This is a genomic window from Armatimonadota bacterium (genome assembly GCA_029907255.1).
In the GTDB taxonomy this organism is placed as follows: domain Bacteria; phylum Armatimonadota; class UBA5829; order DTJY01; family DTJY01; genus JAIMAU01.
In genome coordinates this window covers 256076-280282 of the sequence record JARYMF010000005.1, presented here as the reverse complement: position 1 = coordinate 280282, position 24207 = coordinate 256076, and the positions used below count along the sequence as shown (strand labels likewise).

14 protein-coding genes are annotated in these 24207 nt (G+C 46.9%); 4 read left to right on the top strand and 10 right to left on the bottom strand.

Features of this window, described 5'->3' with window-relative positions:
- Window positions 1–10 precede the first annotated feature (10 nt).
- The 3 genes from QHH26_06430 to QHH26_06420 form a co-directional block, all read right to left on the bottom strand.
- Window positions 11–2791 carry a family 10 glycosylhydrolase gene (locus QHH26_06430; GenBank protein MDH7481597.1) on the bottom strand — a complete coding sequence of 927 codons (2781 nt, stop codon included), beginning with the start codon at window positions 2789–2791 and terminating at the stop codon, window positions 11–13.
- Between the two features lie 79 nt (window positions 2792–2870).
- Window positions 2871–4871 carry a family 10 glycosylhydrolase gene (locus tag QHH26_06425; GenBank protein MDH7481596.1) on the bottom strand — a complete coding sequence of 667 codons (2001 nt, stop codon included), beginning with the start codon at window positions 4869–4871 and terminating at the stop codon, window positions 2871–2873.
- 125 nt (window positions 4872–4996) lie between these two features.
- Complete coding sequence (locus QHH26_06420; GenBank protein MDH7481595.1) at window positions 4997–7627, bottom strand: family 10 glycosylhydrolase; 2631 nt, start codon at window positions 7625–7627, stop codon at window positions 4997–4999.
- Window positions 7628–8321: 694 nt separating this feature from the next.
- Between QHH26_06420 and QHH26_06415 the strand changes: the two genes are divergently transcribed.
- Complete coding sequence (locus QHH26_06415) at window positions 8322–12212, top strand: hypothetical protein (GenBank protein MDH7481594.1); 3891 nt, start codon at window positions 8322–8324, stop codon at window positions 12210–12212.
- Window positions 12213–12219: 7 nt separating this feature from the next.
- On the opposite strand, the gene QHH26_06410 is transcribed toward QHH26_06415, so the two are convergent.
- Window positions 12220–12711, bottom strand: coding sequence for a hypothetical protein (locus tag QHH26_06410; GenBank protein MDH7481593.1), 492 nt, complete (start codon window positions 12709–12711; stop codon window positions 12220–12222).
- A gap of 156 nt (window positions 12712–12867) precedes the next feature.
- Here QHH26_06410 and QHH26_06405 point away from each other — a divergent pair, with 156 nt between their 5' ends.
- The 3 genes from QHH26_06405 to QHH26_06395 all read left to right on the top strand — a co-directional run bounded on the left by QHH26_06405 (window position 12868) and on the right by QHH26_06395 (window position 16621).
- A complete protein-coding gene (locus tag QHH26_06405) occupies window positions 12868–13941 on the top strand; it encodes a Clp1/GlmU family protein (protein ID MDH7481592.1) in 1074 nt (357 codons plus the stop codon).
- Window positions 13942–14562 (top strand): alpha-ribazole phosphatase, encoded by a 621-nt coding sequence (cobC, locus tag QHH26_06400; protein ID MDH7481591.1) that lies wholly within the window; start codon window positions 13942–13944, stop codon window positions 14560–14562.
- 76 nt (window positions 14563–14638) lie between these two features.
- Complete coding sequence (locus tag QHH26_06395; GenBank protein ID MDH7481590.1) at window positions 14639–16621, top strand: beta-galactosidase; 1983 nt, start codon at window positions 14639–14641, stop codon at window positions 16619–16621.
- A 331-nt stretch (window positions 16622–16952) separates the two neighbouring features.
- On the opposite strand, the gene QHH26_06390 is transcribed toward QHH26_06395, so the two are convergent.
- The 6 genes from QHH26_06390 to QHH26_06365 form a co-directional block, all read right to left on the bottom strand.
- A complete protein-coding gene (locus QHH26_06390) occupies window positions 16953–17141 on the bottom strand; it encodes a hypothetical protein (GenBank protein MDH7481589.1) in 189 nt (62 codons plus the stop codon).
- Window positions 17142–17250: 109 nt separating this feature from the next.
- Window positions 17251–17742 (bottom strand): hypothetical protein, encoded by a 492-nt coding sequence (locus tag QHH26_06385; GenBank protein MDH7481588.1) that lies wholly within the window; start codon window positions 17740–17742, stop codon window positions 17251–17253.
- Window positions 17743–17796: 54 nt separating this feature from the next.
- Window positions 17797–18174 (bottom strand): response regulator, encoded by a 378-nt coding sequence (locus tag QHH26_06380; protein ID MDH7481587.1) that lies wholly within the window; start codon window positions 18172–18174, stop codon window positions 17797–17799.
- A gap of 76 nt (window positions 18175–18250) precedes the next feature.
- A complete protein-coding gene (locus QHH26_06375; protein ID MDH7481586.1) occupies window positions 18251–20530 on the bottom strand; it encodes a GAF domain-containing protein in 2280 nt (759 codons plus the stop codon).
- Window positions 20531–20609: 79 nt separating this feature from the next.
- On the bottom strand, window positions 20610–21422 hold the full coding sequence (locus tag QHH26_06370) for an MBL fold metallo-hydrolase (GenBank protein ID MDH7481585.1): 813 nt from the start codon (window positions 21420–21422) through the stop codon (window positions 20610–20612).
- A 66-nt stretch (window positions 21423–21488) separates the two neighbouring features.
- The gene (locus tag QHH26_06365; protein MDH7481584.1) at window positions 21489–24143 is read right to left on the bottom strand and encodes a glycoside hydrolase family 38 C-terminal domain-containing protein; all 2655 of its coding nucleotides are present in this window, start codon (window positions 24141–24143) and stop codon (window positions 21489–21491) included.
- Between the last annotated feature and the right edge of the window lie 64 nt (window positions 24144–24207).

Sequence of the window (24207 nt, the reverse complement as noted above, 5' to 3'; positions counted from 1 at the left end):
CCCTCCATTTTTATCTTAGAGTAAGTGTCAAATTGTTATAGTTAGTAGAGATCCAATAGCCATGCCAAGGTTGAATGTATTCGCTATCAGGCCAGTCTTCTGGGAGCCCAAGCGATCTAAGGCTCTGGCTGTTATTATCCCACCACCAACCCGTTGCATCTAGCCATCCGCGATCTTTTGCTGCGGTGGGGAGAGTAAGAGTTTCTCCTCCCTTTGTCACCAGAATGTCTGCCCACCGTTTCTCGCTTAGGAATGGACAACCAATGAGGTTCCATCCGGCATTTGGCAAGCTTATGTCTCGAGTTGTAGGTGTGCCTCCATATGCTTGGTAGCTTATCGTTGGATTACCGCTCGCATATAGCCAGTAGCCTTCTTCTACTCTGCAGTTACCGAATGTTTCAGGAGTCCACTGGTCGTAAACTATGAAAGACCTTGTCCCAGCGTCGTATCTGAATAGATTGCCATCTATGGCTATCCCGCTGAATACCGATGCGGGATTGGGATTTGCAGGGTCCAGTGGCAGGCTAATGAGATTCCAACCGTTCTTAATTGTTCCCGGGGGCGAAGTGCAGGTTGTGTATCCCAAATCGAAGTTTTCTCTGAGAACTTGCCCAGCAGCTATCGTCTGGTTGGTATAAGTACGGGTTTTTGTGCCTTTAGTTGCCGTTATTGTGTACGTTCCCGGCGGTAGATCAATAAAGCCATATGTGCCAGTGGCGTCTGTCTCGGTGGTTCGAGTTACAGGACCTGTAACGGTTACCGTTGCCTTGTATATCCAATTCCAGTAGATAGGGTCGTTCGGCTTTGAAGCGTCGGTAACTGTTCCGAAGATGATGCCCGTTGTAGGATTGCTCTTCCACGGCATATCCGGAACTGGTGCTTTCTGCTGGTAAATATTTGTCCTCACTGCATCTAAAAATGCGGAACGCGGCTGCCCATCCTTGTTGGTTGTGTTGTAGTCATAGTTGCATATTCCGGCAAGCCCAGCATCTCTGGCAACTTGCATTTGTATGATGCTGTCAGAAATCGAGTTTAAGTAACATGCTTGACCGTCGACGCTGTGTCTGCCGGTGGTTGCTTGCATAGTAGCAAGCCAGTTAGTCCAGAGTCGGTAGTCTTGTTTCTGAGCAGTATCGTATTCTCGCTTGTAGTTCATTAGGATATTGGTATCAATAATATGCTGTTCCATCCAGCTCTTTGCATTTTGGAATACATCTTTATATTGGGCGGTGCCTTCATAGTTAATGTTTGGGTCCACGCCCATCCATCCGACTGTGTCTACATTATGGTTCACATGCGGTTTTATTGCCATTATTTCGAGATAGACTTTCTTAATAAGGTCTGTGACTTGCCTTCTTCTAAAGTCACACCACGTGCCCCAATTTGGGCTGGATGATGAGGTTGGCGGCCAGTAGCCATATTCGTTGTAAAACCTTTGCTGTGTAATTGCATTGTAGCCCCAGTTGTTTCCAGGATACCTGATGTAGTCCCAATTTAGCCCATCGATGTCATAGCGGCTGACAATGTCAAGGGCAACTTTACATATGTAATCCTGGACGGAGGGAATGCCGGGGTCGAGGTTGTAATTGCTTCCATCATCATATGTGCCGTCGGCTTTTTTCATTGCCCAGTCTGCTCCAGGGCCGCCTGGCCTATGAACGTACCATATATGGTTCTCTGGAGGCGTGCTGGTGCCCCAGATTCGATAGGTAACTAGCCAAGCGTGAACCTGCATGCCCAAAGCATGGGCTTTATTTATGCAGTCTTGGAGAGGATCGAAGGGCGGTGGGTCTATGATGTTGCTTGCTCTAGGTTCCTGGTAATATGCGTTGTCAATCGGAACGTAGATTGGCGAGCTATTGTAGTAAGCATCTCCACGTTTGCGTACCTCTGGAATCAAGACATTGTAGTTGGCGCCGTAAGCTTCATTCACCAAGTTCGTTATCTGTGAAGCGCTTAGAAAACCATTATTCCACGTGTTTATCCAAAAAGCGCGGAACTCGCCGTTTTGGCTGGCAGGAGCGGTTGTAAAAGTATAATCCGATGATACTGCCGGGTTGCCTGACGCATCTTTTGACTTCACCCTATAATGGTAAAGAGTTGCCGGCTGTAATCCAGAAATTATTACGCTGTGATTTATGACTAATGAAGTATCCTCGGGTGTTTGGCTTCCATAATTTTGAGTAGTGCCATATTCAACCTGCGAAGTTGCCGGTTCGTCAGTGGTCCATGTGATAGTTGCTGACGTTTGACCTGCCGCTGAGGATACATTGGAGATAACTGGCGGCGTGGTATCGTTTCCGCCTGCGCTAATTGAGTAGAAGCGCACAGCATCCGCCATTACTACCTTTGTGGTCTCAGTGCCGGCATTTGTGATGCGTACATAATTGCCCGTTCCTGCGTTCATTGTATACGTAGCAATATAAACCCATTGCCCGCCGTTTGTTTGTTGGTTGACATATCTGTAATCATCGCCTGCTGACGTATGTATGATATACTGAGCGGCGGTTGGCCTGTTTGTTCCAGATGGGTACCAAGTATAGACCTGCCAATCGGAGGCAGTTTGCGGAATTGTGGGCGTGTATGTCGCCGTATTGCCATTTGAAGTTGATATAAAGCAATAGCGATAATCGCTCCCATACCTGGTTGTTGTCATTGTGCCTGTACTCCATTCGCCAACAAAATAGGCGCTTGGATTGTCAATGATGATTTCGACTTCTGCAATTGCTACTGATAGCGATAGCAGAAGTGTTGTAAGGGTAAGAGCAACAACCACTAATTTATCTTTCATTACAAGCCACCTAAATAAGATTTCCTGGCTTTGAGTTGCGCTATGCTCAAAGCCAGGTTAGCTAATTAGATACGAAAGGTTAGCGCAGCGTTAGAGTCACATCGTTTGTGTAAGTCTTTATCCAGTAGCCGTGCCAGGGTTGTAGATACTCAGTAGCTGGCCAGTCCTCTTCTAATCCTACCGTTCTTAGGCTCTGACTGCTGTTGTCCCACCACCAACCTACTGAATCAAGCCAGTTATTTTCTTTGGCGGCGATTCTTAGCGGTACTGTTGTTTCTCCACGCTTTACTTCCGCGTCTTCCCAATGTTTGTCGGTAGTGAATGGACAACCGATAATGTTCCAGCAGTTGTTGCCCAATGTAGTGCTTCTTTGAGTGGGTCCTCCTGCATACGCTTGATAGCTTATCGTTTTCGGGCCATCCGCAAATAGCCAGTAGCCTTCGTCGGTTTTGCATGGACCGAAAATTTCTGGTGTCCAGGAGTCGTATCCTATAAGTGACCAAGTCGTTCTGCAGAATCGGTAGAGCTTGCCATCTATATCTATACCGTTAAACACCGTGGCGGGATTGGTATTTACGGGGTCGAGTGGCAGACTAATCAAGTTCCAGCCAGCAGTTACTGTACCAGCAGGAGAAGTGCAGGTGGTGTAAGACAATTGGAAGTCTTCTCTCAAAGCCTCACCCGCTTTTAGTGTCTGATTTGTATAAGTTCGTGATACCATTCCTGCTTTCTCGGCAGTGATTGTATAGCCGCTCCTTGGTGGAACATCCATGAAAACGTAGTAACCTGTTTGGTCTGTAAATGTCGACATGTAAACTTCGTCAGGCGGCCCGGGGTGGTATATTGTAACGGTGGCTCGGTATACCCAATCGTGAGTATATGGATCATTTAAACCAGGCTTGGTAACTCTTCCGTGAATGATGCCAGTGGTTGGGTTAGATTTCCACGGGAGGTCAGGCACTGCATTATCAATGGTATAGTATGGTCGGCCGCTTGCTGCCACATATGAGAACCAACCTGGGCTTGTAACTGTCCCATGATAGTAGCTGTACGTTTGGCAACCCCACGGGATTCCTGCTCCCTGATTATAGCTTCGGCAATATCCAATTTGAGTACAAGCATTGGCTTGTGTTTGACCGCTTTCGCCTACACTCATGCCAGAGTATACATAGCGCCCATATCGCCTATTTAGATAATCCTGGATACGAGTAGTAAATGTTGTGTTGCTGGATGTATAATTCATCGGCACATTAATATCTAGCCAGTGGTTAAACATCCACGCATTCCAGTCTTGAAGGTATGTGCTGTTGCCAATGCTGTATTCCGGCCAAGTGTTTGCACCCACAACGATGTGTGGCTTTATCTCCATAATCTGCGCATAAACCCTGGCGACGAAGGCGTTAAGATTATTTTTTCTCCAATTTATGAAGGTTGAATCAGAATAGCTTGGATAGTAGCCTTTTTCTGCTTGGAATCGCGCAATTGCAGTTGGATTGTATCCAGAGTTCAGCTGTGGATATCGTATTCTGTCCCACTGAATGCCGTCTATGTCGTAATTCTTGACTATATCCAAGATTACATTTACCGTATATTCCTCGCCATCAGGATGGCCGGGGTCTAGCCAATAACCCTCGACATACAGCGGCGAGGTGCCTCCCTGTGACCTGGTAAGCCAGTCGGGGTGTGAGATGTAGAACCAGTCAGATGTAGTAGTGGGGCATCTGTGAGTGCAGACCCATGGGTGAACCTCAATGCCCCTTTCATGGGCCTTTTGAATCATATAGGCGAGCGGGTCAAAGTCAGGCGGTTGTACTTGCTCAGGCTTGGGCTCGCCTGTGCCGTTTGGCCCTCCATATGTTGAATTGTAGAGCGCATCGGCTTTCTTTCGTATTTGTGGAACGATGACGTTATAATGGCCTTGAGTGCAGACATATGATAGCATGGTGTCTATTTCAGATGCCGTCCACATTCCGCTGTGCCATCCGTCAATCCACACAGCTCGATATTCGGTGGCGTTTGCAATAGTTAAACAGCTTGAAAAAAGTACGCAAATAAAGATTAGCACCACCAATTTTTTCATTTTAAAAACCTCCTCTTTTCAATATGTGCCCAAGACTTCTAAACAGAGCTAAGGCAAATACTTTTTTGTTTTATAGCCGTCCATTCGGCAGCACTATAACCGTTTTGGGAGCATAATACCCCCTGCTATTCCTGCTGCACAATTAATGCCAGTTTGTCAACATTGCTTCTAAGCCAATATCCATGCCATGGATCTAGGCTTTCAGATGCCGGGAAATTTTCTGGAAAGCTGACCGTTTTGAGACTTTGGCTGGAGTTCTCCCACCACCAGCCAACGCCATCCACCCATCCTTTGTCTTCAGCGCCAACTTTAATGGGAACAGCTTCTATTCCGTTTGTAATAAGCATTTCTGCCCATGGATGGCTGGTTTGAAAAGGACTACCAATGATTGTCCAGCCAGCTTTCGGTAAACCAATGTAAAAATCTGCACCGGAGTTCTCGAATGCCTCAAACTCTGGGCGCCCGGAGGCTGAAGCATTCAACCAATAGCCTTCGCCTCTTAGGATGCTTCCGAAATCCTGTGGCGTCCATGAGTCATAAGTTCGGTATGATTGTGTTTGGGTGTCCCACTTCCATAAACAACCGTCGAGAGGTATCGCGCCGAAAACAGCAGGCGGCGATGGATTTCTTGGCGTGCAAGGAATGCTTATAAGATTCCATCCTGGAGTGATAAAATCTTGTGGAGCAGTAGTAACTGGGCATGCTTCATAGACCCAATCCGCTTGATCTCGCAGACGAATCGCTCTGTAAATGTTTCCGGATAATTTTACGGTTGAGCTCAAACCCGTTACCCGAACATAGGAATTTTGCTGTGGCGGAACAATTGTGTTGCCATCTGCGAGACAGTCGTAAAGCACACGTACACCCATTGAGCCAAAGCCGTCTTCTATTGCGCTCCCGTCATCTATGTAAAAATAGCTATTTGCCGGGTCAATTGCGGTTACTTTGCCAACGGTTTGCACAAGCAAGCCAATGTTGTTTGTGCCTCTGCCGTCAACAACCCCAGGTGTATATGCGCCAAGTGACTGTCCACCTAGGTCACGTTGCACAATTGCCATTGGGTCAGGCACACTATTCCCAGTTGATTCGATTATTACCAGTGGATTAGTAATTTGTCGCTCTCCACTCTCAGAAGTGCCCATTTGACCGCAAACCCTTACGATGTCACCAGGATGAACCTCGACGTCGCTGTTGGCGGGAAGCTGAACCAATATCCCAGATATTTGTTCAGTATCCTCAATGTAAAACTTCTCTCTTAACTGGTTTGTGCCAGCTGTTACCACCATTGGAGGAAGCACTACGCCACTTCCATCATTTATAAGCTTTGCCGCTGAAATTCCGCTGACTTCGTTTCCAGCCAGGGTAAAGTCAATTGTTTGAATTTCGCCTGCTGAGATTGTCACCGTTTTAACTTGCGGTGAATATCCTGATTTTGTTACGCTTATTGTGTATGTGCCAGGTGCAAGATTTAAGTGCGCATAAAAGCCTGTGCCATCTGTGTAGGTTCCGAACCCCACTGGTTCGACCATTACCCAAACAGCATCTACTCCTTTGCCTTGATTGGCGTCCAGGATTCTACCTTTCACGTGTCCTACTGTTGGCGAAGTTTTCCAGATCATTGGCGGCAAAGCCGTCGGCGCTGTATATACTTGGCTTGTTAGCGCGGAGTAGAAACTGGGTTCGTCATCCGCATTAAAATCTGTATCCCCACTGTGCGTATAGCAATATCTGTATATCCCTTGGCCCTGCGAACCGCGCGACCGTGCAGAGAGCAATTGCGTCATCGAGTTTGCAATTGTATTCTTATAAGCTCCCTGAAGTATGTATACATGGCGGCCGCCAGAGTTCGCCACAGCATCGTCCACTCGGCTGTTGAAAACGCTATTGCTCGTCGTGTAGACCATAGGGCAATTGGCGTCTAGATACCCGCTCATCATCCAAGTCCGCCAATCCTGAAAGCGATAATTGTACGCATCATTTCGGTCCGAGAACGTTGAGGCGCTCAGGACCATGTTTGGCTTTACGCTTAGCATGTTTGCGTAAAGCTTGCGGACGAAGAACGTCACCTGTTCTCGCCGCCATGCGCTGAAGAGGCTATCATTTGGCGCCGGAATATAGGTGGACGCTAGTCCATACCGATCTCGGAACCTCTGCAAAGCAATGGGATTATAGCCAGAGTTTTGCTGTGGATATCTAATAAAATCAAGGAACAAGCCATCCAAATCGTAATGCGTTATCAAATCCATGCAGACATTATGGTTCCATTCCATTGCGCCCGGTACACCCGGGTCCACAAAATAGCCTTCGTCAAATAACGTCTGCCCCGCATTCGACATGCAAAGCCACTCAGGATGGCGATTGTATATGTGGCTCGGATCGCTAGGCGGAATTGTAGCAATCCTGTTCACGACCACCCATGCATAAACCTTAAGACCTACACTGTGCGCTTGGTCTAGAAGCTCCTGAAGTGGATCATAACCTTCGGGAATATCAACTGCGCGCACATCGCAGTTCGGTCTTGTCGGTGTATAGTATGCATCACCAACCTTACGCACCTGCGCCGCAATAACGTTGCAATTGGCGCTTAAGGCTCGAGAAACCAAAGCGCTGACCTCCGCAGGACTCTTTATTCCAGGTCCCCATGCATAAGCCCAAAGCGCTCTGTGTTCAGGATTTTGAGCCCAGGCGGTCCGGCTTACCGCCATCATTATCAGCGAGACGGCCAGCGCGGATACAGCCTTTCTTTGCAATTTCATGCGTGACCTCTCGCGAATTTTTCTTTTTCTATGCAATCGAATGAGGCCACAGCCTCAATATCGACTAGCTTTGCGTAAGGAAATTAAACCACCGACTTCGTTCGCTTTTCGACAAGGTGTTGTGCACCCAGACTACTTGGTCGCACTACCAGTCGGGGGGTAAACTGGAGTGTACGCTAATCCGCTAGTTTGTTCTAAAAAGAACTTATTCGATTTGGATTATAGGGGTGTGCACTACTTCGTAGAAAACTTTGCCTTCCTCACACCTAATTTCACCATTTCCGCAGGGGGATTGGCTCGACCTTAACCCACCTGCATGAATGGCCTTTTTTGATATTTTCTTTAACAAAAGTATACTCTATGAAGGCCTTTTTGTCAATAAAACAGGGAAAAACCTGGTAATTATACTTGTTTTGGACGACCAGTCATGCTATTTCTCAAACCTTATTGTGCCTTCAGCGATAAAAGTATTGTCGCCATCCAAATTGAAACCCCTAGTAAAATTGCTGGTTTTTCTGACAACCAAAGTTAAACCCCCCAATGTGTTGTATAATTTAATTAGTCAAACCTTCTATGTGCTAGACGTTTAAAACTTGGCGACAAGTCAATAATGTTAATAGCTACTGCCCAGCCTTAAAGTTTGAGTTTATTAGCTTGCCGATTATCTCTTCGATTCGGCGGAAAGGAACGGGCTATGAGGTTCCAAAGGGGCACCTTTTTGATTTTTGCGGTAACTTTATTATTTGCGCTGGCTTTAGGTGCTTGCTCCGCAAAAGTTGCTATTTATGAGCCCACAGGTTGGGCGCAAAGTAGTCTTGCGAAAATAAGCTATAGGCTGAACACCACCGTTTTCTACCTCGAGTGCACAATCTACCATGCCGATGCGAATGGCAACCCAATTGGCGATCCAGTGCAGTGCGAGTCCTATTATTCGGAGTCAAAGGGTTATCACGAGCATTTCTTCTATGGTTTGGAACCAGGATCCTATGTGGCTGTGCTTGAAGCTGTCGGGCCGAATGAGACCCAGTGGCGACCTCTAGTTGGGATTTTTAAATATAATGACCCAACTGTGGAATACCCACCTCCTAATCCGCCGGTTCCTGATATGGAAGGTTGGTATGGCATTGCCATCAATACTAGGCCAAACAGTCCATACTTTGGTTGGACCTATGTGCCCCATAAAAGCTACCAAGATATTTACATTTACCGGGGAGACGGGTCGTTCGTTGGCACAATGAACGATTCAGGCATATATTGGGGCGGAAGTGCTCCATGGGATGCCAGTGTTGCCGATGATGATTATGTCTACGTTGGTGACCGAAGCAATAGATATGTTTATTGCTTCAAGCCCGACGGCTCAGGATGGGTCTCGTGTTCACCGCCAATTACATACTCTAGAGGAATTTTTGCACGCACCGATAGCTCCGGTGTCACCCATGTTTTTGTGACCGGCGGATTCGGTCAGGTTTACGAGGTTACTTTACAGCCTGATCATGCAACTTGGGGTACGCCAGCTGTGATAGCTAACCTTGGCAGTCTCAGCGAAGATAACTTCAAAATTGGTGGCGTATGGGTAAGCGCCGATCTCCAGACAATGTTCGTTTGCTACGATGGGAAGATTTACAAGTTTATAAAAAATGGGTCAATTTATGAGCAAGCTTCATCTCCGTGGCCGGTAGATATTCCTGGCGTCTGGGATGTTGATGCTAGCCCAGATGGTTCAATATTGTGGGCTTCGTGTACTGCCGCATACAATCCGCCAGCCACCTATGCAATTTATAAGGTTAATCCCGTCACCGGCTCGGTTACCCCTGTAGATGGTAACGACATTGTAACTTGGGGCCACATGATTAAGACCGATGCAGTCGGGAATCCCGGAGTAACGTATGGTAAGTTTACAAACACTTGGGGACAGTATTATTGGGCGCTCTTTACCGAACCCGGGACTTCATCGCATACGGTAAAAACAAATGTGTTTCACACCACGAGTGATCATCTTCCGGTTATGACTTTCTACTCAATAATCCCAACCAGCGTACCTGGGGATAATACAACCACCGCAACCCTAACAGCTTGGATTTATGATGGAGCAGGTTGGCAAGATGTCAGCGAAGTGCGAGTAGACTTGGACCCAGTTGGAATTCAGGAAGATGCGGTTAGCACAAGCCTTGTTAGGGATACATCCGACCCAACGGGGAGGACGGTAGTTGCTACCGTCCCAGGCATAAAAGCGGCCGTCGGCGCCAAGGTCGCCACCCACGAGTTGACAGTTACCATGATCGACAGCACGTCATCGAGCGAAGATACGATAGCGCTTAAGGTAACAGGCGTTCCCGTTACATTTACAATAAAGCACAGTATTACAAATCACCCAATTGCGGGAGCTTTTGCACGTGCTACAGGTGGCATGAGTGGTTTGCCTGGCTATCCGTTTACTTACAATTCAACCACCACCAATTCTAGCGGGCAGACGACAGTTCAACTTAGCCAGGGGACATATCAGGTCAAGGCGGTGAAAACAGGGTACGGGAGTATGGACCCAATAGAGGTTGTAGTTGGTCCTAATCCAATTTCAGTGGATATATATTTGCGTCCTTGTACCGTGGCAGAAGCTAGACAGCTTCCTGACTCAACGCCATGTAATGTTAAAGGCGTTGTTTATGCGCAGACCTGTGGGCCATATACGCCTCCCAACCCGCCTGAGGTGTTTGGGCTAGCCGAACGCAAGGATTCTGGAGATTACAACTACCAGTGGTATGTTTGCGATCCAAACGACCCCGGAAACGGCATTCTTATGATGTTTCCCGTCCCACAGGATGAATACTTTTATCAGATGGACGACCCGGAGGGAACGGACCCCGATGGTAATTCTACATATATAGGGCCTAGGCCGAGGGTCGGAGATACCGTGATGATTACAGGTATGCTTGGCACGCCAAGTGGTCATGAGCGGCGAATTAAGGCGGACATATCACTGCAATATAAGGATGATATCTATTTGAACCTTGGCAATCAAGGTGGCTTGCCAGTTAGTCCCATTGGCCTAAGCATTCCAGAGTTTATGCATGGCAATATTTCTGTTCATCCTTGCTGGGGGAAGTATGCGATTACAACCGGAGCAATTGTAGTAAAAAACGTCCCGAGTGGAGCGCCTTATGACCTAGGCGACCCAATTCCTTACATTGTAATCGCCGATGTTTCAGGAAATATTGCTGAGGTTGCAATAGAAACACCTTTGACGCTGGGCATCAGCAATTGGCCAATAACAGGAGCTACGTACAACTTCCGTGGTCCCATTGGCCGCAGAAACAGATATGGCAATGGTTGCATTCGCCCAAGAGGCCCGTCTGATATAATTTACACGGCGCCAGCCCCGCCACCAGGCAATCCTATAGGCTCGGTCCGCGAGCTACCCAATGGCGAATTTGTAAATGTACAAGGCATTGTTACCGCTGTCTTTGCAACTTGTTTCTATATCGAATCGGCTGACCGATCATCTGGAATTCGAGTAAATGCTTCTGTTGGCTCATATGTAAGCCGTGGGGATGTAGCCCAGGTTATAGGTACTTTGGGAATTACCGATGGAGAGCGCTCGATTAGTCCTAGCCAAGCGGTCATTGTGCATGGCACTACTACCGTGCCAGCGCCAATTGGGGTGAGAAACCGCGATCTTGGCGGGGCAGGAACAGGGCCGGATAATCCAGGAGTGACTGATGGCAGAGGCGCACTAAACGTTGGCCTTTTGGTGAAGGTAACTGGTACCGTAACGCATGTAGGCTCTGGTTTCTTCTATATTTGGGATGGCTCAAATAGAACAACTAGTCCGCTAGATGACGGTTCGGGTTTCAACGGAATAAGGATTACTACAAATCGCTCTGCATCTATCGGCGACCGAATGGAGATAGTAGGTATATCAAGCACAGACACATATAATGTGCCGCCCAATAACATACCAACTATTATGCCTCGAGACAATAATGATTTTGTAGTAAATCCACCTCTTAGCACTATTCAATCCCCAGAGGGCATAGTAGGTGCTGGTTGGAATTTACTAGGTATTCCAGCAATTCCTGGGAATTGGGATCCTCAAGCTGTTTTCGGTTCGATTCCTATTAATAATAGTCTTTGCAGATGGGAAGCGGAGGGCTCAAGCTTTATCTTCTATGATGAGTGGTCTGCAAGTACGTATGGCGGAATGCTTTTGGGCGACGGCTTCTGGTTATCTGTAGGTTCGCCTACGAATATATCATATCAAGGGCGATATCAGCCTGAGGACCAATGGGTTACACTTCCAAAGAGTGGGTGGACCCTAATAGGCCATACCTTCGACCATGATACATACTGGTCAGATGTAAGGGTACACAACGGGTGTGAATGTTTAAGCATGGAGGAAGCATCTCGTGAGCGGGGATGGCTAAACTCCATAGGCTGGTGGTGGGAGAATTCAAGCCAGTCGCTTAGGACACTTGGTTTACCTGACGATTGGCCAGAGTCTGAAAAACTCGAAAGGTGGCATGGCTACTGGATCTATAGCAACACAGATAGCCTTGCATTGATAATCCCAGCAAGCCCGAGCGCACCGTAAAGGTTTTTCAGAAACCAGGTACAAAGGCACCCTCGATGGATATGCTTATAATGCGCCATTTGGGTGTGTGAAAGAAAAAGTAGCGGGTCTGCCGCTCAAGCCTCAACTTTAAGCTTACAGGTGAGCTAAAAACATTTTGCCTTTCTCCCGCTCTGATTGCCGCCACCGAAACGTCGAGATTCACGACCGCAGAGTTTCCGCTGATATGTATTTTTGGATGTCCTAGAATGACGTCAAAAGCATCTGCACTTCTGAATGCTTGCATTACTTCAATACGAAGTGTTGGATAAGTAAAACCTATTGAGTCTTTGTAATCAGCGGAGACTAGAGACATTGCTTGCCGCACATTTCGGCTTTCGATAGCAGTTTCACCTTCTGCAAGCAGGGCTTGGATTTGCTCCTCATTGCTCAAATTCGGTTCACTACTTAGTTTTAGGTAAAGCGTAGCAATTGCTAGCACAAAAATCATAGAGAATATTATCCATAAGGATTTTCTCATATCAGCACCTTCCAAAAATGTTGAAGCCGAGATTTTCTAGAACTACGGTTCGGTTGTCTGTTTACTCTACATATACCCAAATCGCCTGCTTTGGGAGGAAATGGCATGGATAGCGTTTAACCGATTTTTTAGCTGACAGCTTGGAGGGTCTCTACGATGCCTCTGCACGTGCCTGAGGAATGGTTGCCCCATATAGAGGAATTGCTCCAATTGCCAGGCGTTACCATGGTCATCGGTGGCGTTGATGTTGGGAAAACAACTTTCACCACTTTGATTGCCAACCGAGCGTTTGAAGCAGGCATCCCAGTCGCCGTGATTGATGGAGATATGGGACAATCCGAAATTGGTCCTCCCACTACAGTGGGTCTTGGAATGGTCGAATTTCCAATCCAGTCGCTTGGGGAGCTTCATCCGCATGCACTCTTTTTTGTTGGGTCAACTTCCCCAGTTGGTCATCTGCTCGCCACCGCAACAGGCGTCAAAACTCTTGTCGAACGGGCATTAACCGTTGGAAAGACGCTTATTATTGTTGATACAACCGGTCTTGTGCGAGGCTCCGTTGCGCGCAAACTAAAGACCCATAAAATAGAGCTTATTCGCCCAAAACATTTGGTGGCGATTCAAAAAGCCACAGAACTTGAACACATTCTTCAGTTTTTTGACTGTTGGGTTGACTGTAAGGTTCATCGCCTTGCTGCTTCCCCAGCAGTGAAGCCGAAAAGCGTGACGCTGCGGGTGCAGAGGAGAGCTACAAAGTTCAATCAGTATTTCCGCGAAGGCCAAACATACGAGCTAAACCTTGAAAGCGTAGGCACATTCGGCACATGGTTAAGCGCTGGCCAGGTGCTTGAGCCCAAATACCTAAAATTCGCTTCAGCGGCCCTTGGAGTTGATGTCCTTCACGGGGAAATGGTTGGACGAACAGTTTACCTTGTCACCGAGCGTGATTATAATAAGAAGGGCATCGAAGAAATTCAAGAGGTATTCGCAACAAATAGTGTTGTTGTAACTACGGCATCGAAGTTTACTAATCTTATTGTTGGGCTTTCAGATAAACATCTTGAGCTTCTTGGACTTGGCATAGTAACGAGCATTGACTTTAAAAGAGCAATGATGCGAATTTTTACTCCTCTACGGTCAATCTCCCCAATATGTGCAGTTCGTTTTGGCGTTATAAAACTGCGTACTGACGGCACAGAAATTGGCCGAATCCGCCCAGGAGAAATATAGGTGAGAATAATTCTTGTTAGACATGGAGAGACGATTTATAACTTGGAACGACGGTACCAAGGACACACCGACGCCGAGCTGACCGAATTAGGGAAAAAGCAGGCTTTGCGTACTGCCGAGCGACTGAGCAGAGAAGATATCACAGCCATATACTCAAGCGATTTGATTAGGGCTAGCGAGACAGCAAGGATAATCGCTAAGTATCATAATCTTCCTGTGCAAACCGATATGCGGCTTCGAGAGTGTGCGTTCGGCGATTGGGAAGGCTTGACGGTTGACGAAATAAAAGAGCGATATCCCGAACTTTATGCGAATTACCAGCGAGATTCTGTGCAACACAGAGCTCCAAATGGTGAGCGGCTTGAATCTCTGCTTGAAAGGGTTTCTAGCGTTGTCAACAGAATCGTGAAAAAGCATCTCAACGAAACAGTGGTATTGGTTGGGCACGGAGGCACAATCCATGCATTCATATGCTATGCGCTTGATGCTCCCCTATATGCATTCCGCAAGATAAGGCTTGATAATTGCGGCATAACAATTTTTTCCAGACTGCCAAATGGTAAATGGTTTCTTGAAGTCTTGAACGAGACTTGTCACCTTGAGGGTTTGGTTAAAATTTGACCTATGAAACCTTATGCGGTAGATTATCGGTCGGCAAGTTTTGCAAGCTATTAATCAAAATTTTCGGAGATGAACGATGAAATCTTTTCAACCACCATTTCTCGGCGCAGCGTACTATCCAGAAGACTGGCCCATCGAGCAAATTGATGCTGACATTGCCTTGATGAAAGAAGCTGGCATGAATGTCATGCGAATTGGTGAGTTTGCGTGGAGCCGCATGGAGCCCAAAGAAGGGGTTTTCGACTTTGACTGGCTACACTTAGTTGTCGAGAAGCTTGGTGAAGCTGGAATTGCAGTAATCATGGGGACACCTACATGCACACCACCTGCTTGGCTTACGGAACGCTATCCAGAAATACTCTTTGTTCGTGACGACATTGGCGTTGCTATGCATGGTTCGCGAAGGCATGCATGTCCAAATAGTCCCGTTTATCGCGAGCATTGCACCCGTATTGTTACTCGATTGGCTGAAGAGTTCGGAAAGGATGAGCGGATTATAGGTTGGCAAATTGATAACGAAGTGTATCCATACGGAGGCCGCTCGTGTGTATGTCCGGTTTGTGTAAAAAAGTTTCGAGATACTATGCGCAAAAAGTTCGGCACAATCGAAGCATTGAATGCTGCTTGGGGCACGAACCTTTGGAGCATGACATACCAATCGTTCGACCAGCTTCCGATTCCTCATCGGCATACTTGGCACCATCCGTCATTGCTAACAGCATGGGCTGAGTTTACAAGCGACTCTTATGTAGAGTTTGTGAAGCACCAGGCGGATATTCTTCATAAACTAACCATACATCCAATAGGAACAGATATGATGCCTGTTCCGGGAATTGACTATGGGGATATACATCGCGCCCTTGATGTGGTGCAGTTCAACCACTACCACGGCATGTCTAACCTCTGGCAAGCGGCGTTCTGGTTTGATTTCTGCCGGCCAATTAAGGAGAGGCCTTTTTGGAATACGGAAACTGCTACCTGCTGGAATGGCTCAACCACGGCAAATGGTTACAAGGAGCCCGGATTCTGCCGAGCGAATAGTTGGCTTCCTGTTCTTATGGGCGGTGAGGCAAACCTTTATTGGCTTTGGCGACAGCACTGGAGTGGTCAGGAATTAATGCATGGCGCAGTCATTACAAGCTGTGGGAGACCCATGCATATCTTCGACGAAGTAAAGGAAATTTCGGCGGGCTTCCGGACAGCGGCCGACTTCTTGAACAATACCAAGCCTGTGAATACTGGCCTAGCTCTCCATTTTTCACATAGGGCTGCATGGATGTTTGAATATCAGCCTATGGTGAATGGTTTTAATTACCAAGTGTTCCTGCTTGAAAAGGTCTATCGTCCTATGATGCAGGCGCAATTTCGGCCTGACGTAATTCTTCCGATGAGTGACCTATCCAAATACAAAATGGTGTTCTCGCCTTTCTTGCCTGCGCTTGATGAGTTTGGTCTTCGTGAGCGTCTGAAAGCATGGATAGAAGCAGGTGGAACATGGATAGTTGGTCCTCTTTCCGATGTTCGGACTATCCATGCAACGAAATTTACACATGCGCCTTATGGGAGCTTGGAGGAATGGATGGGCATTCGATGCCGATATGAGATTCCAGCAGACCCTCACGAATTTGGGCTTCGCTGGTGGGATGGCAGGTCATCTGCTGGCTCAGTTTGGTACGACGGTCTCGAGCTTCGAGGAGCGCAAGCTCTTGCCACGTATACCGAATATCCTTTGCAGGGATTGGCTGCCGTTGCTAGGCAAAAAATTGGCAGGGGCCAAATTATCATGCTTGGCACTCTACCGCAGCCTGAAGATCTTCAGAAGCTTCTTATTGCAATTGGCAATGATGTCGGCGTTCGACCGGTTGCGGAGGCATCTCCTAACCTAGTTATTGTTCCACGTGAAGGCCAGGCAGGCAGCGGATTGGCTGTAGCTGAAGTCGAAAACCAGCCGGCAAAATTGGCGATTGGCGGTTTAATGATAGACCTGCTGACAGGTAAAAAATATGAGGGCACTGTAGAGGTTCCGCCGTACGGCGTAATGGTGCTGAAATACATATAACCCTACCTGTTTTGTGCTAAGCCTAGAAGTAGCCGATTTTAATTAAGTGGATGTGCAAGTAAGATAAGCTTCTTGGGTGGCAAAAATAAGAGGACAGGCGGTAGACTGATGTGACATCGGGCTATACTTGATTCCGACAACCGGAATCTTCTTAATTCAGCCTGAGGGAGGCTAAAGTCTACCTCCTGCCCCTTGCGCGGTATTTTAATTCTATCACCCACAATCAAGCTATGGAATCCGTATTTGTACCTGTTTTTGTCTTATTCGTAAGAAAAGCAAAGAGGCCTTCGGGCGAAGGCCTCTTGTTGAAAAAACTTGGTTAGTTTTGTTGCTAGACTTTTGCAATCACCCCTACGTTGGCATTATCTTTGTTTTCTTCAATATCGAATTCCCTACATAAGTTTGCTAGCTTACATAGGGCGCTTCTTGCTACTTCCTCATCAACCTTTGCGTAAGTCAGCAACGACATGTCAAGTAAAGCCGCCACCTCCGCATGGGTTAGTGATACGCTTTTCTCCACTCGGCGTCCTCCTCTTTGGCGCTTGTAACATTAAAACCTGCCTGAAAAATTACTTCCAAAAGGAGTATCGGTTTATTGGATGGTTATCCTACCTGTAACAATTTCCTGATTATGCGCCGACTGCATCCATTACTTCGGGGGGGAGACAGTGTTCATCCAGCATCAAGGTTAACTTGCGAAGACACTCTCTGGCGTTGGCTGCGGCGTATATCCTCATCCAGCCTTCTTCGACTGCGCATGAGAAAGCTTCTTCGTTTAGAATTGCATATTCCCAGTTTGAGTATACCTCGACCGCAAGTACTAGGTCATCGCCTTTCCAAACGCCGTTGTCATTTCTTAAAGGGGATTGGATTGAGATATGATAATGGCCAGTTGGGTTCTTTGCGCTGTCAAGGAAGGCAGTGACGCTATACCAATCCTCAATGAAGTCAAATCGAAGGGCGGTTGTGTCTTTATCCAGTGTGGCTAAGTCGTTAGATACAGTTGATTGAGTAATTAAAAGTCCCGGTAGATAGGCAACCAAATCGTTTTCAAACTTATGAACGTCGCTTTTGTATCGTCGGATTTCGAATTTGACTTTTGAAGCGTCAGGACAGGTCAATTATAAACTCCATGCTAAAGAGCTATTCTTCATAAAAAGTGCGCCTTGAACAAATCACGAGTCAATTGGCAGGCGGAGGGCTTTCTTGACCTTTACTACTAGTTTCTCCGGGTCAAAAGGTTTGACAATATAATCAGAGACCCAAAGCTGTCTGGCTTGGTCAACTGTGATACTGGTAGTTTTTGCTGTAAGCATAATCACAGGAATTTTTGACGTTAGTCGCCTCGACCTAATCTGCCTTAGCACTTCCATTCCGTCCATTAAAGGCATCATGATATCGAGGATTACAAGATCGGGTTTTTCCTCTTCAGACATTTTTAGCGCGGTTTGGCCATCACCACAGGATATTACTTCGAAGCCTTCTTTTTCTAGTCGAAATTGTATCAGGCGAACAACGTCTGCCTCATCATCAACTATGAGAATCTTTGCCATGTACCATCCCTCCATTTCGGAATCCTAACTGACGGTTTTGAGGCGACTGAGAGCATCAAAGCCAACCCAGCATCACCTAAGCGCTTTCTGCCGGAAGAGCGGATATCGTGAAGCTGAATGTGCTACCTTGACCTTTTTCGCTCTCAACCCAAATTTTTCCTCCATGCATCTCGACTAAATAGCGAGTAATGGCAAGGCCTAAGCCTGTGCCGTGTGTGGATTGAACTGCCTGGTCGCTACTACGATAGAATCGCTGAAAGAGCTTCGCACGTTCTTCTGGAGCTATGCCAATTCCTGAATCTATGACCTTTACGAGTACATTTTTCCCCAATTGGTTGGCGGTAATCTTTACTTTGGAGCGCGGCGGGCTATATTTGATTGCATTGCTTAGCAGGTTGCTGATTATCTGGCCAAGCCGGTGTGAGTCAGCTTTAACCTTGGTGAGTCCTTCCTCAAAATCTACAATTATTTGAATTTCTTTCTCATCAGCCAGGGCTTTGAGCGTTTCTATTTCACTCTGTACTACTTCGCTCAAGTCCAAAGGCTGCATGACAAGCTCAAGACGGCCTGATTCGATGCGCGAGATGTCTAGCAAGTCATTTACCAGAGCTATTAGCTTCTCGGTATTCCGGCTGACAGTGGTCAAAAATTCGCTTTGAAGGGCGTTAAGTTTTCCGGTATGACCTTCGAGGAGGAGTTTTACGTAGCCTTGTATCGAAGTTAGCGGTGTGCGAAGCTCATGAGAAACTAAAGAGACGAATTCTGTCTTAAGATGGCTTACCTCTTCCAAAGCTCGCCTAGTGACTTCTTCTCTTAGAAGACGTTCATCGAGTATCGCCCTTTGAAGCGCAATTGCTGAAGTGCGAGCAGCGGTCTGAAGTAGTTCTTGCTCACCCGGTCGAAAGCGTCGTATTTTTTTGAAATACAAGCTGAGTACCCCGATTGGTTCATCTGCGGGAATCAAAGGAACGCACACCAATGACTTGTAACCTTCCATGCGAGCGAAATCACGCCAGGCGGCAAATCTGCGATTGCGCGAAATATCTGCTACCGCGCATATTCGCTTTTCTCGAATTGCCACCGCCGCCGGGCTTTGGCCGCTAGGTGTAGCTGGGTCAAGGGTCATTTGGACATTTTCATTTGCGACTTTGGTGTACTCATCCGTAGTTCCATAGATAGCACCAGTCAGCAAAGTAGACCCTTCCTCATCAAGCAGTCGCAGGGAACCAAACTTTGCGCCGAAGGATTGTGCAAGGTGATTGACGATAAACTGGAGCAATGTTGAGACGTCGGCTGTAGATGCTAGATATTCGGCCATGCGATAGAGGATTCTCAATTCTGAGAGCTGCTTGTTTACCTGCTCATATAATCTGGCATTTTCAGTAACGACAGCGGCTTGACTTGCCAAAAGCATCAGCAGACTTTTATCTTCCTCCGTGAAGATTTTCGGCTTACTGCTGCCTGTCATCAGGACGCCAATGGTTTTGTTTTCAAGAATCATGGGCACGCAGAGAAGAGAAGCCACTCTGCCAATTTCTGCGGCATGTTTTTGTGCCTCTGGGTAGGATGCTACGTCGTTTATTATTAGCGGCTTACCTTCCTTGGCGACCTTCCCCAGTATTCCTTCGCCGACCTTCAGCTTGATGTTTCGCATTGTAGAACGGCTGATGCCCAATGTAGTGCCCACCGTGAGCTCGCGCGTTACTGGGTCAACCAATCGTATAATGCTTCTGTCGGTTCCAAGAAGGCGGTTGGCTTGATTGATGATAGCATCGAGAACTGGTTTAATCCTCGGAGAACGGCCTATAGTTTGTATAACATTGAACATTGCATCGAGGGCAATCGCTCTTCGCCTTGCTTCGCGAAGAAGGATGGCATTTTCTATTGCAGCGCCAGCTTGGTTTGCTAAAAGGAATATTGGCTCGATACATTCTGAAAGGAATTGCCTTGAGCGATCCCAAAAAACGGTTAGAACTCCAACGAGTGCTTCCTTGTAAGTTATCTTGACGATGACCGCGGCATCAAGCAAATGACGTTCGGCGGCAATTTTGAGGACTGGGTTTGATTTTAAATCAGTGAAGATAATGGGCTCTAATTCTTTGCCGGTTGTTAAAGGAATCCACTCCTTGGCTCTATCAGCCAAAATGCTCACTATGTCCTGGTCAAGGTTTTGGCTTGCCGCATACGAGAGATTTCCGGAAGTCCGGTCATATAAGGCAAACCAGCTGGCTTTTGCATTGCCCAGCGTTATCGCCGAATTTACGATTGTCCTTATTAGGTCGTCAAGTTCCGGCGATGCAGAGAGCACGCGGCCTATTTCGTAAAGTGTTGCCAGCTCCCATTGAATGTTTTCCATCGTAAACACCGCTTGGGGAGACGATGATTATGAAAGAGATAGGCATTTAGTTAAGATTAGCTACTTGCCGCAAATTAAATTATATCACTACTTCCATGCCATCATAGGCTACTATTATTCCATGGGGTTTGAGAAGTTCTTCGATTTCATCGTGCATCATGCCAATATTATGAGAGAAATGCGTAACAATGAAGGGCCCAGTGGTGTAAGAACCAAATTTCTCCAAACGCTCTTTTAGGCTAAGAACAGTCTTAAAGTTCATATGCCCACCTCCGCCTGGAAGTGGGCCGCAAGTGCACTCGGAAATCACACAATCAATCTTTGTGCTTTCTAGGTAATCCCAAGTATCGTCTTCATATTGGCCTGTATCGCAATTATAGAGTATGGTTTTACTCCCGTCGCTAGCTATGTAGTTTAAGGGTATTTCGCCGCCCTGCATATGGATTGCTCTGAGTGGAGTAAATATCATGTTGCCCGCTTGGATGGGCACGAATGGTTCAATTTTGTGGAGAATAATAGTTTCTCCTTCCAATCGCCCCCAGTGTTCCTTTAGAGTTGAGATTACTTTCTCATTGCCATACACGTGCAGAGCCCCTGTTCGGCCATGTCCGAACGGAGGAATCAGATAATGAAGTTGCTGATGATAGAAATGATCCTCGTGCGAGTGGGTGATAAATAAGTGTTCAAGTTTTGATATGTCAACGTTGAGGATTGCTTCATGGTACCAGGCGTCGGGTCCAAAATCAATGCGATGCTTTTCGCCAAATTGGATGGCAGCACGACTTCTGATATTCTTGCCGCCGAGTTGTCTAGCTTTCCGGCAAGTCTCGCAACTACAGAAGAGTGCCGGCCACCCTTCTGCGGCAGCAGTGCCAAGTATTTTAATGCGCAAGTCAACCTCCGGAGTTATTTTTTATTGATGAACGCCGAAGTGGGGGACTTGCCTTTTCTTCGGCTTCTACTTTTCTAAATTAAACTCGAGGGTAGCTATTTTCCTCCCAGGAACATCGAGAATAACTGAGCCGTCGGATTCCATAGTAAGCTCTGTTCCTGGTTCTTCGTTCAAGTTGACAGTTCGAGCTGATATAGCTTTGTCAACCCTAATTTTTACATTGTGGGCATTTTGCTCGCTTATATTGAAGAATCGCACAATCAATGAATCTCGGTCTTCTGCTTTCTTAATTGCTGTTATAACCAACGAGGGAGCGTCAACTTCAATAAAGCTGTGCTCGGCTGGAAGTTTTCCTTTGTGAACGCCTGTTTGAATGGCGAGCATTTTCACATTGAATTGGTGTGCTTGGCGCCACACCATAGCGTCTTCCCATGTACCCTTATGCGGCAGGATTGCATATTCAAACCTATGCTTACCCAAACATTGTGCGCCAGGCGTGGGTATTGCAGTTGGTGTTTCCCCGCTTCCACTTAGCCGCCCTACGCATCTGAGTAATGTAAGCGCGATAGTTCGCGCCTCATCGTCGTATACTTCATACTCAGGCAAGCCCTTATTTATAATTGTCAATCCCTTTTCGCCATCATTAACGTCCACCCACCAGCGTTGAGGATAAAATGGCGCAGCATCATGCCACTCCTTCGGCGGACGAATTGGCCTAGTGATAACGTCGAATTGTCCTTCTGCGTGCGAGACGTTGGTTTCAATGCCGCTTGGGAAAAGCACTCGAAGGCGGTGGTCTTTAGCTTGGTTTTCAAACTCAGTAATTATATCTACCCTGGGGGACTTGGCTGACACTGTAATCCAAGTAGTTACTGGGCAGTCTACTACCTCTTCAGAGCGCTCCCTTTCGTTGGGTTGTGCAGATTTTGGCAACTTTAGAGTCATATCCAATCGAAATGTTGCAGATATGGGACTGTTGTCTTCTATTGAAACCTTTGGCGCGGATTGGAGGGTGGTAATTTTGCAATCCTTTGTTGGTTGCCGATAATGGTATTCATCGCCTACATCTCCGCCATCCTCAAGAATTCCAAGGCTGCTGTATACCAGGCCGTCTTCTGCCTCGCCAGCCTCAGCCTGCTTGTCCAAAAGTGTGATGGCTCCTTCGAATATATTTACCGCTATTGTTTCATTGGATAGAACACCTTCCCAGTAAAGTTGATTAGTGAGGCAATTTTCGAATTTAGGAATCCTTGGCACAGGATTAATGGAGTAGGTTTTATAGCCACATGCCGGCACGTTTTCTGCGATAAACTCAACTAGAAACCGCCTGACCATGACCGAGCGCGGAAGTTCAATCGGGGATAGCACTTGTTTGGCAGCAATGCTTCGTTCAAGAAGTTTATACGGAATGCGCTTTCCATGAGGGTCAAGTATCTCAATTGCCTTGACGTCTTTTGAATAATCAATAGTCGGCTCCCCCCTAACGGGCTCGCCAAGTGGAAATTCAATGGTTGCTGTTACCCTATCCGTACGTGGCCAACTGAGCGGATTAAAGACAACCAGGCTTTCGTGAAGCGTGTTTATTGCAGAGGCTAGGTATTCTAGACTTCGATTGGTAAGTTCCTGGGCAATTTGTTGGACTTGAGCAAACCTCGCCATCATTTCATTGTGAACTTGGTCGATGCTACAGCCGCAAATACTGTCGTGAGGATGATTTTGCATTAGCAACTTCCAAGTGTAGCACAGAAAGTCGGATGGATATTCATTGCCAATCATCCAGGCAAATGAAGAGAGAGGCTCTGCATATTTTTCCAACCATATCTCACACTCATTATTCGCCTGTTTTAAATAAATGCGGCTGGAGAGAGTGCCTGCGAGTACTGATTCACCTCTGTCCTCACGGAGCTCACCTCTGATTACTTGAAGCTCCAACTTATTTTTCTCAATATCCCTTTGAACGGCTTCGATATATGCGGGCAGCGTACTATGGACGAGTTTGTCTTCCTTTAATTGTTCATTGACCCGCTGAATGATTTTGGAGAGACCCTCTTGCGGCTCAAGGTGGTCGACGCCGTTCATTAAAAGAAGTTGCGACGTTGTAGCATGGGGCGCCATCATATCTCGGATGCGTTTTGTGTATTCGACTGCTTCCTCTGTATCTGAAGGGAATCTTTGCGCGTTGTTGTACCAGAAAGCCATTAGGGAAGCGAGAACCTGTGAACCATCGGGCGATTCCCAGATAAATTCCATTTTTCTGCCGTCAGTGAGTTGAAGCCCTCGTCCGAATATGCAGCTTTTTATCCCAAACTCTTGCAGAATCTGAGGCATCTGAGATACGTTGCCGAACTGGTCTGGGAGATAGCCGACCTTCATTATGTTGCCAAACTTCGATGCAATGCGGTGGCCTATCAGTAGATTTCGAATTGTGGATTCACCGCTTACCAGGAACTCGTCATTTAGCTGATACCATGGACCAATGAGTATTCGTCCTTCCTGAATATATCTTCGGAGCTTTTCTTCGTCCTGCGGTCGAATTTGAAGATAGTCCTCTAAAATTATCGTTTGCCCATCGAGGTTGAAGTGTTTAAAATCTGGGTCGGTGTCAAGGATATGAAGCAAGTGGACGATGAGATCCACAAGCCTAATGCGAAATTGCTGAAATGTTAGATACCACTCGCGGTCCCAATGAGTGTGGGAGACCACATGCATGGTATAACTCATCAAATCCCTCCATTTCAAATTCTTTGAAAAAGGCGTGCTTCAAAGGCACGCTTCTCATGTTTGT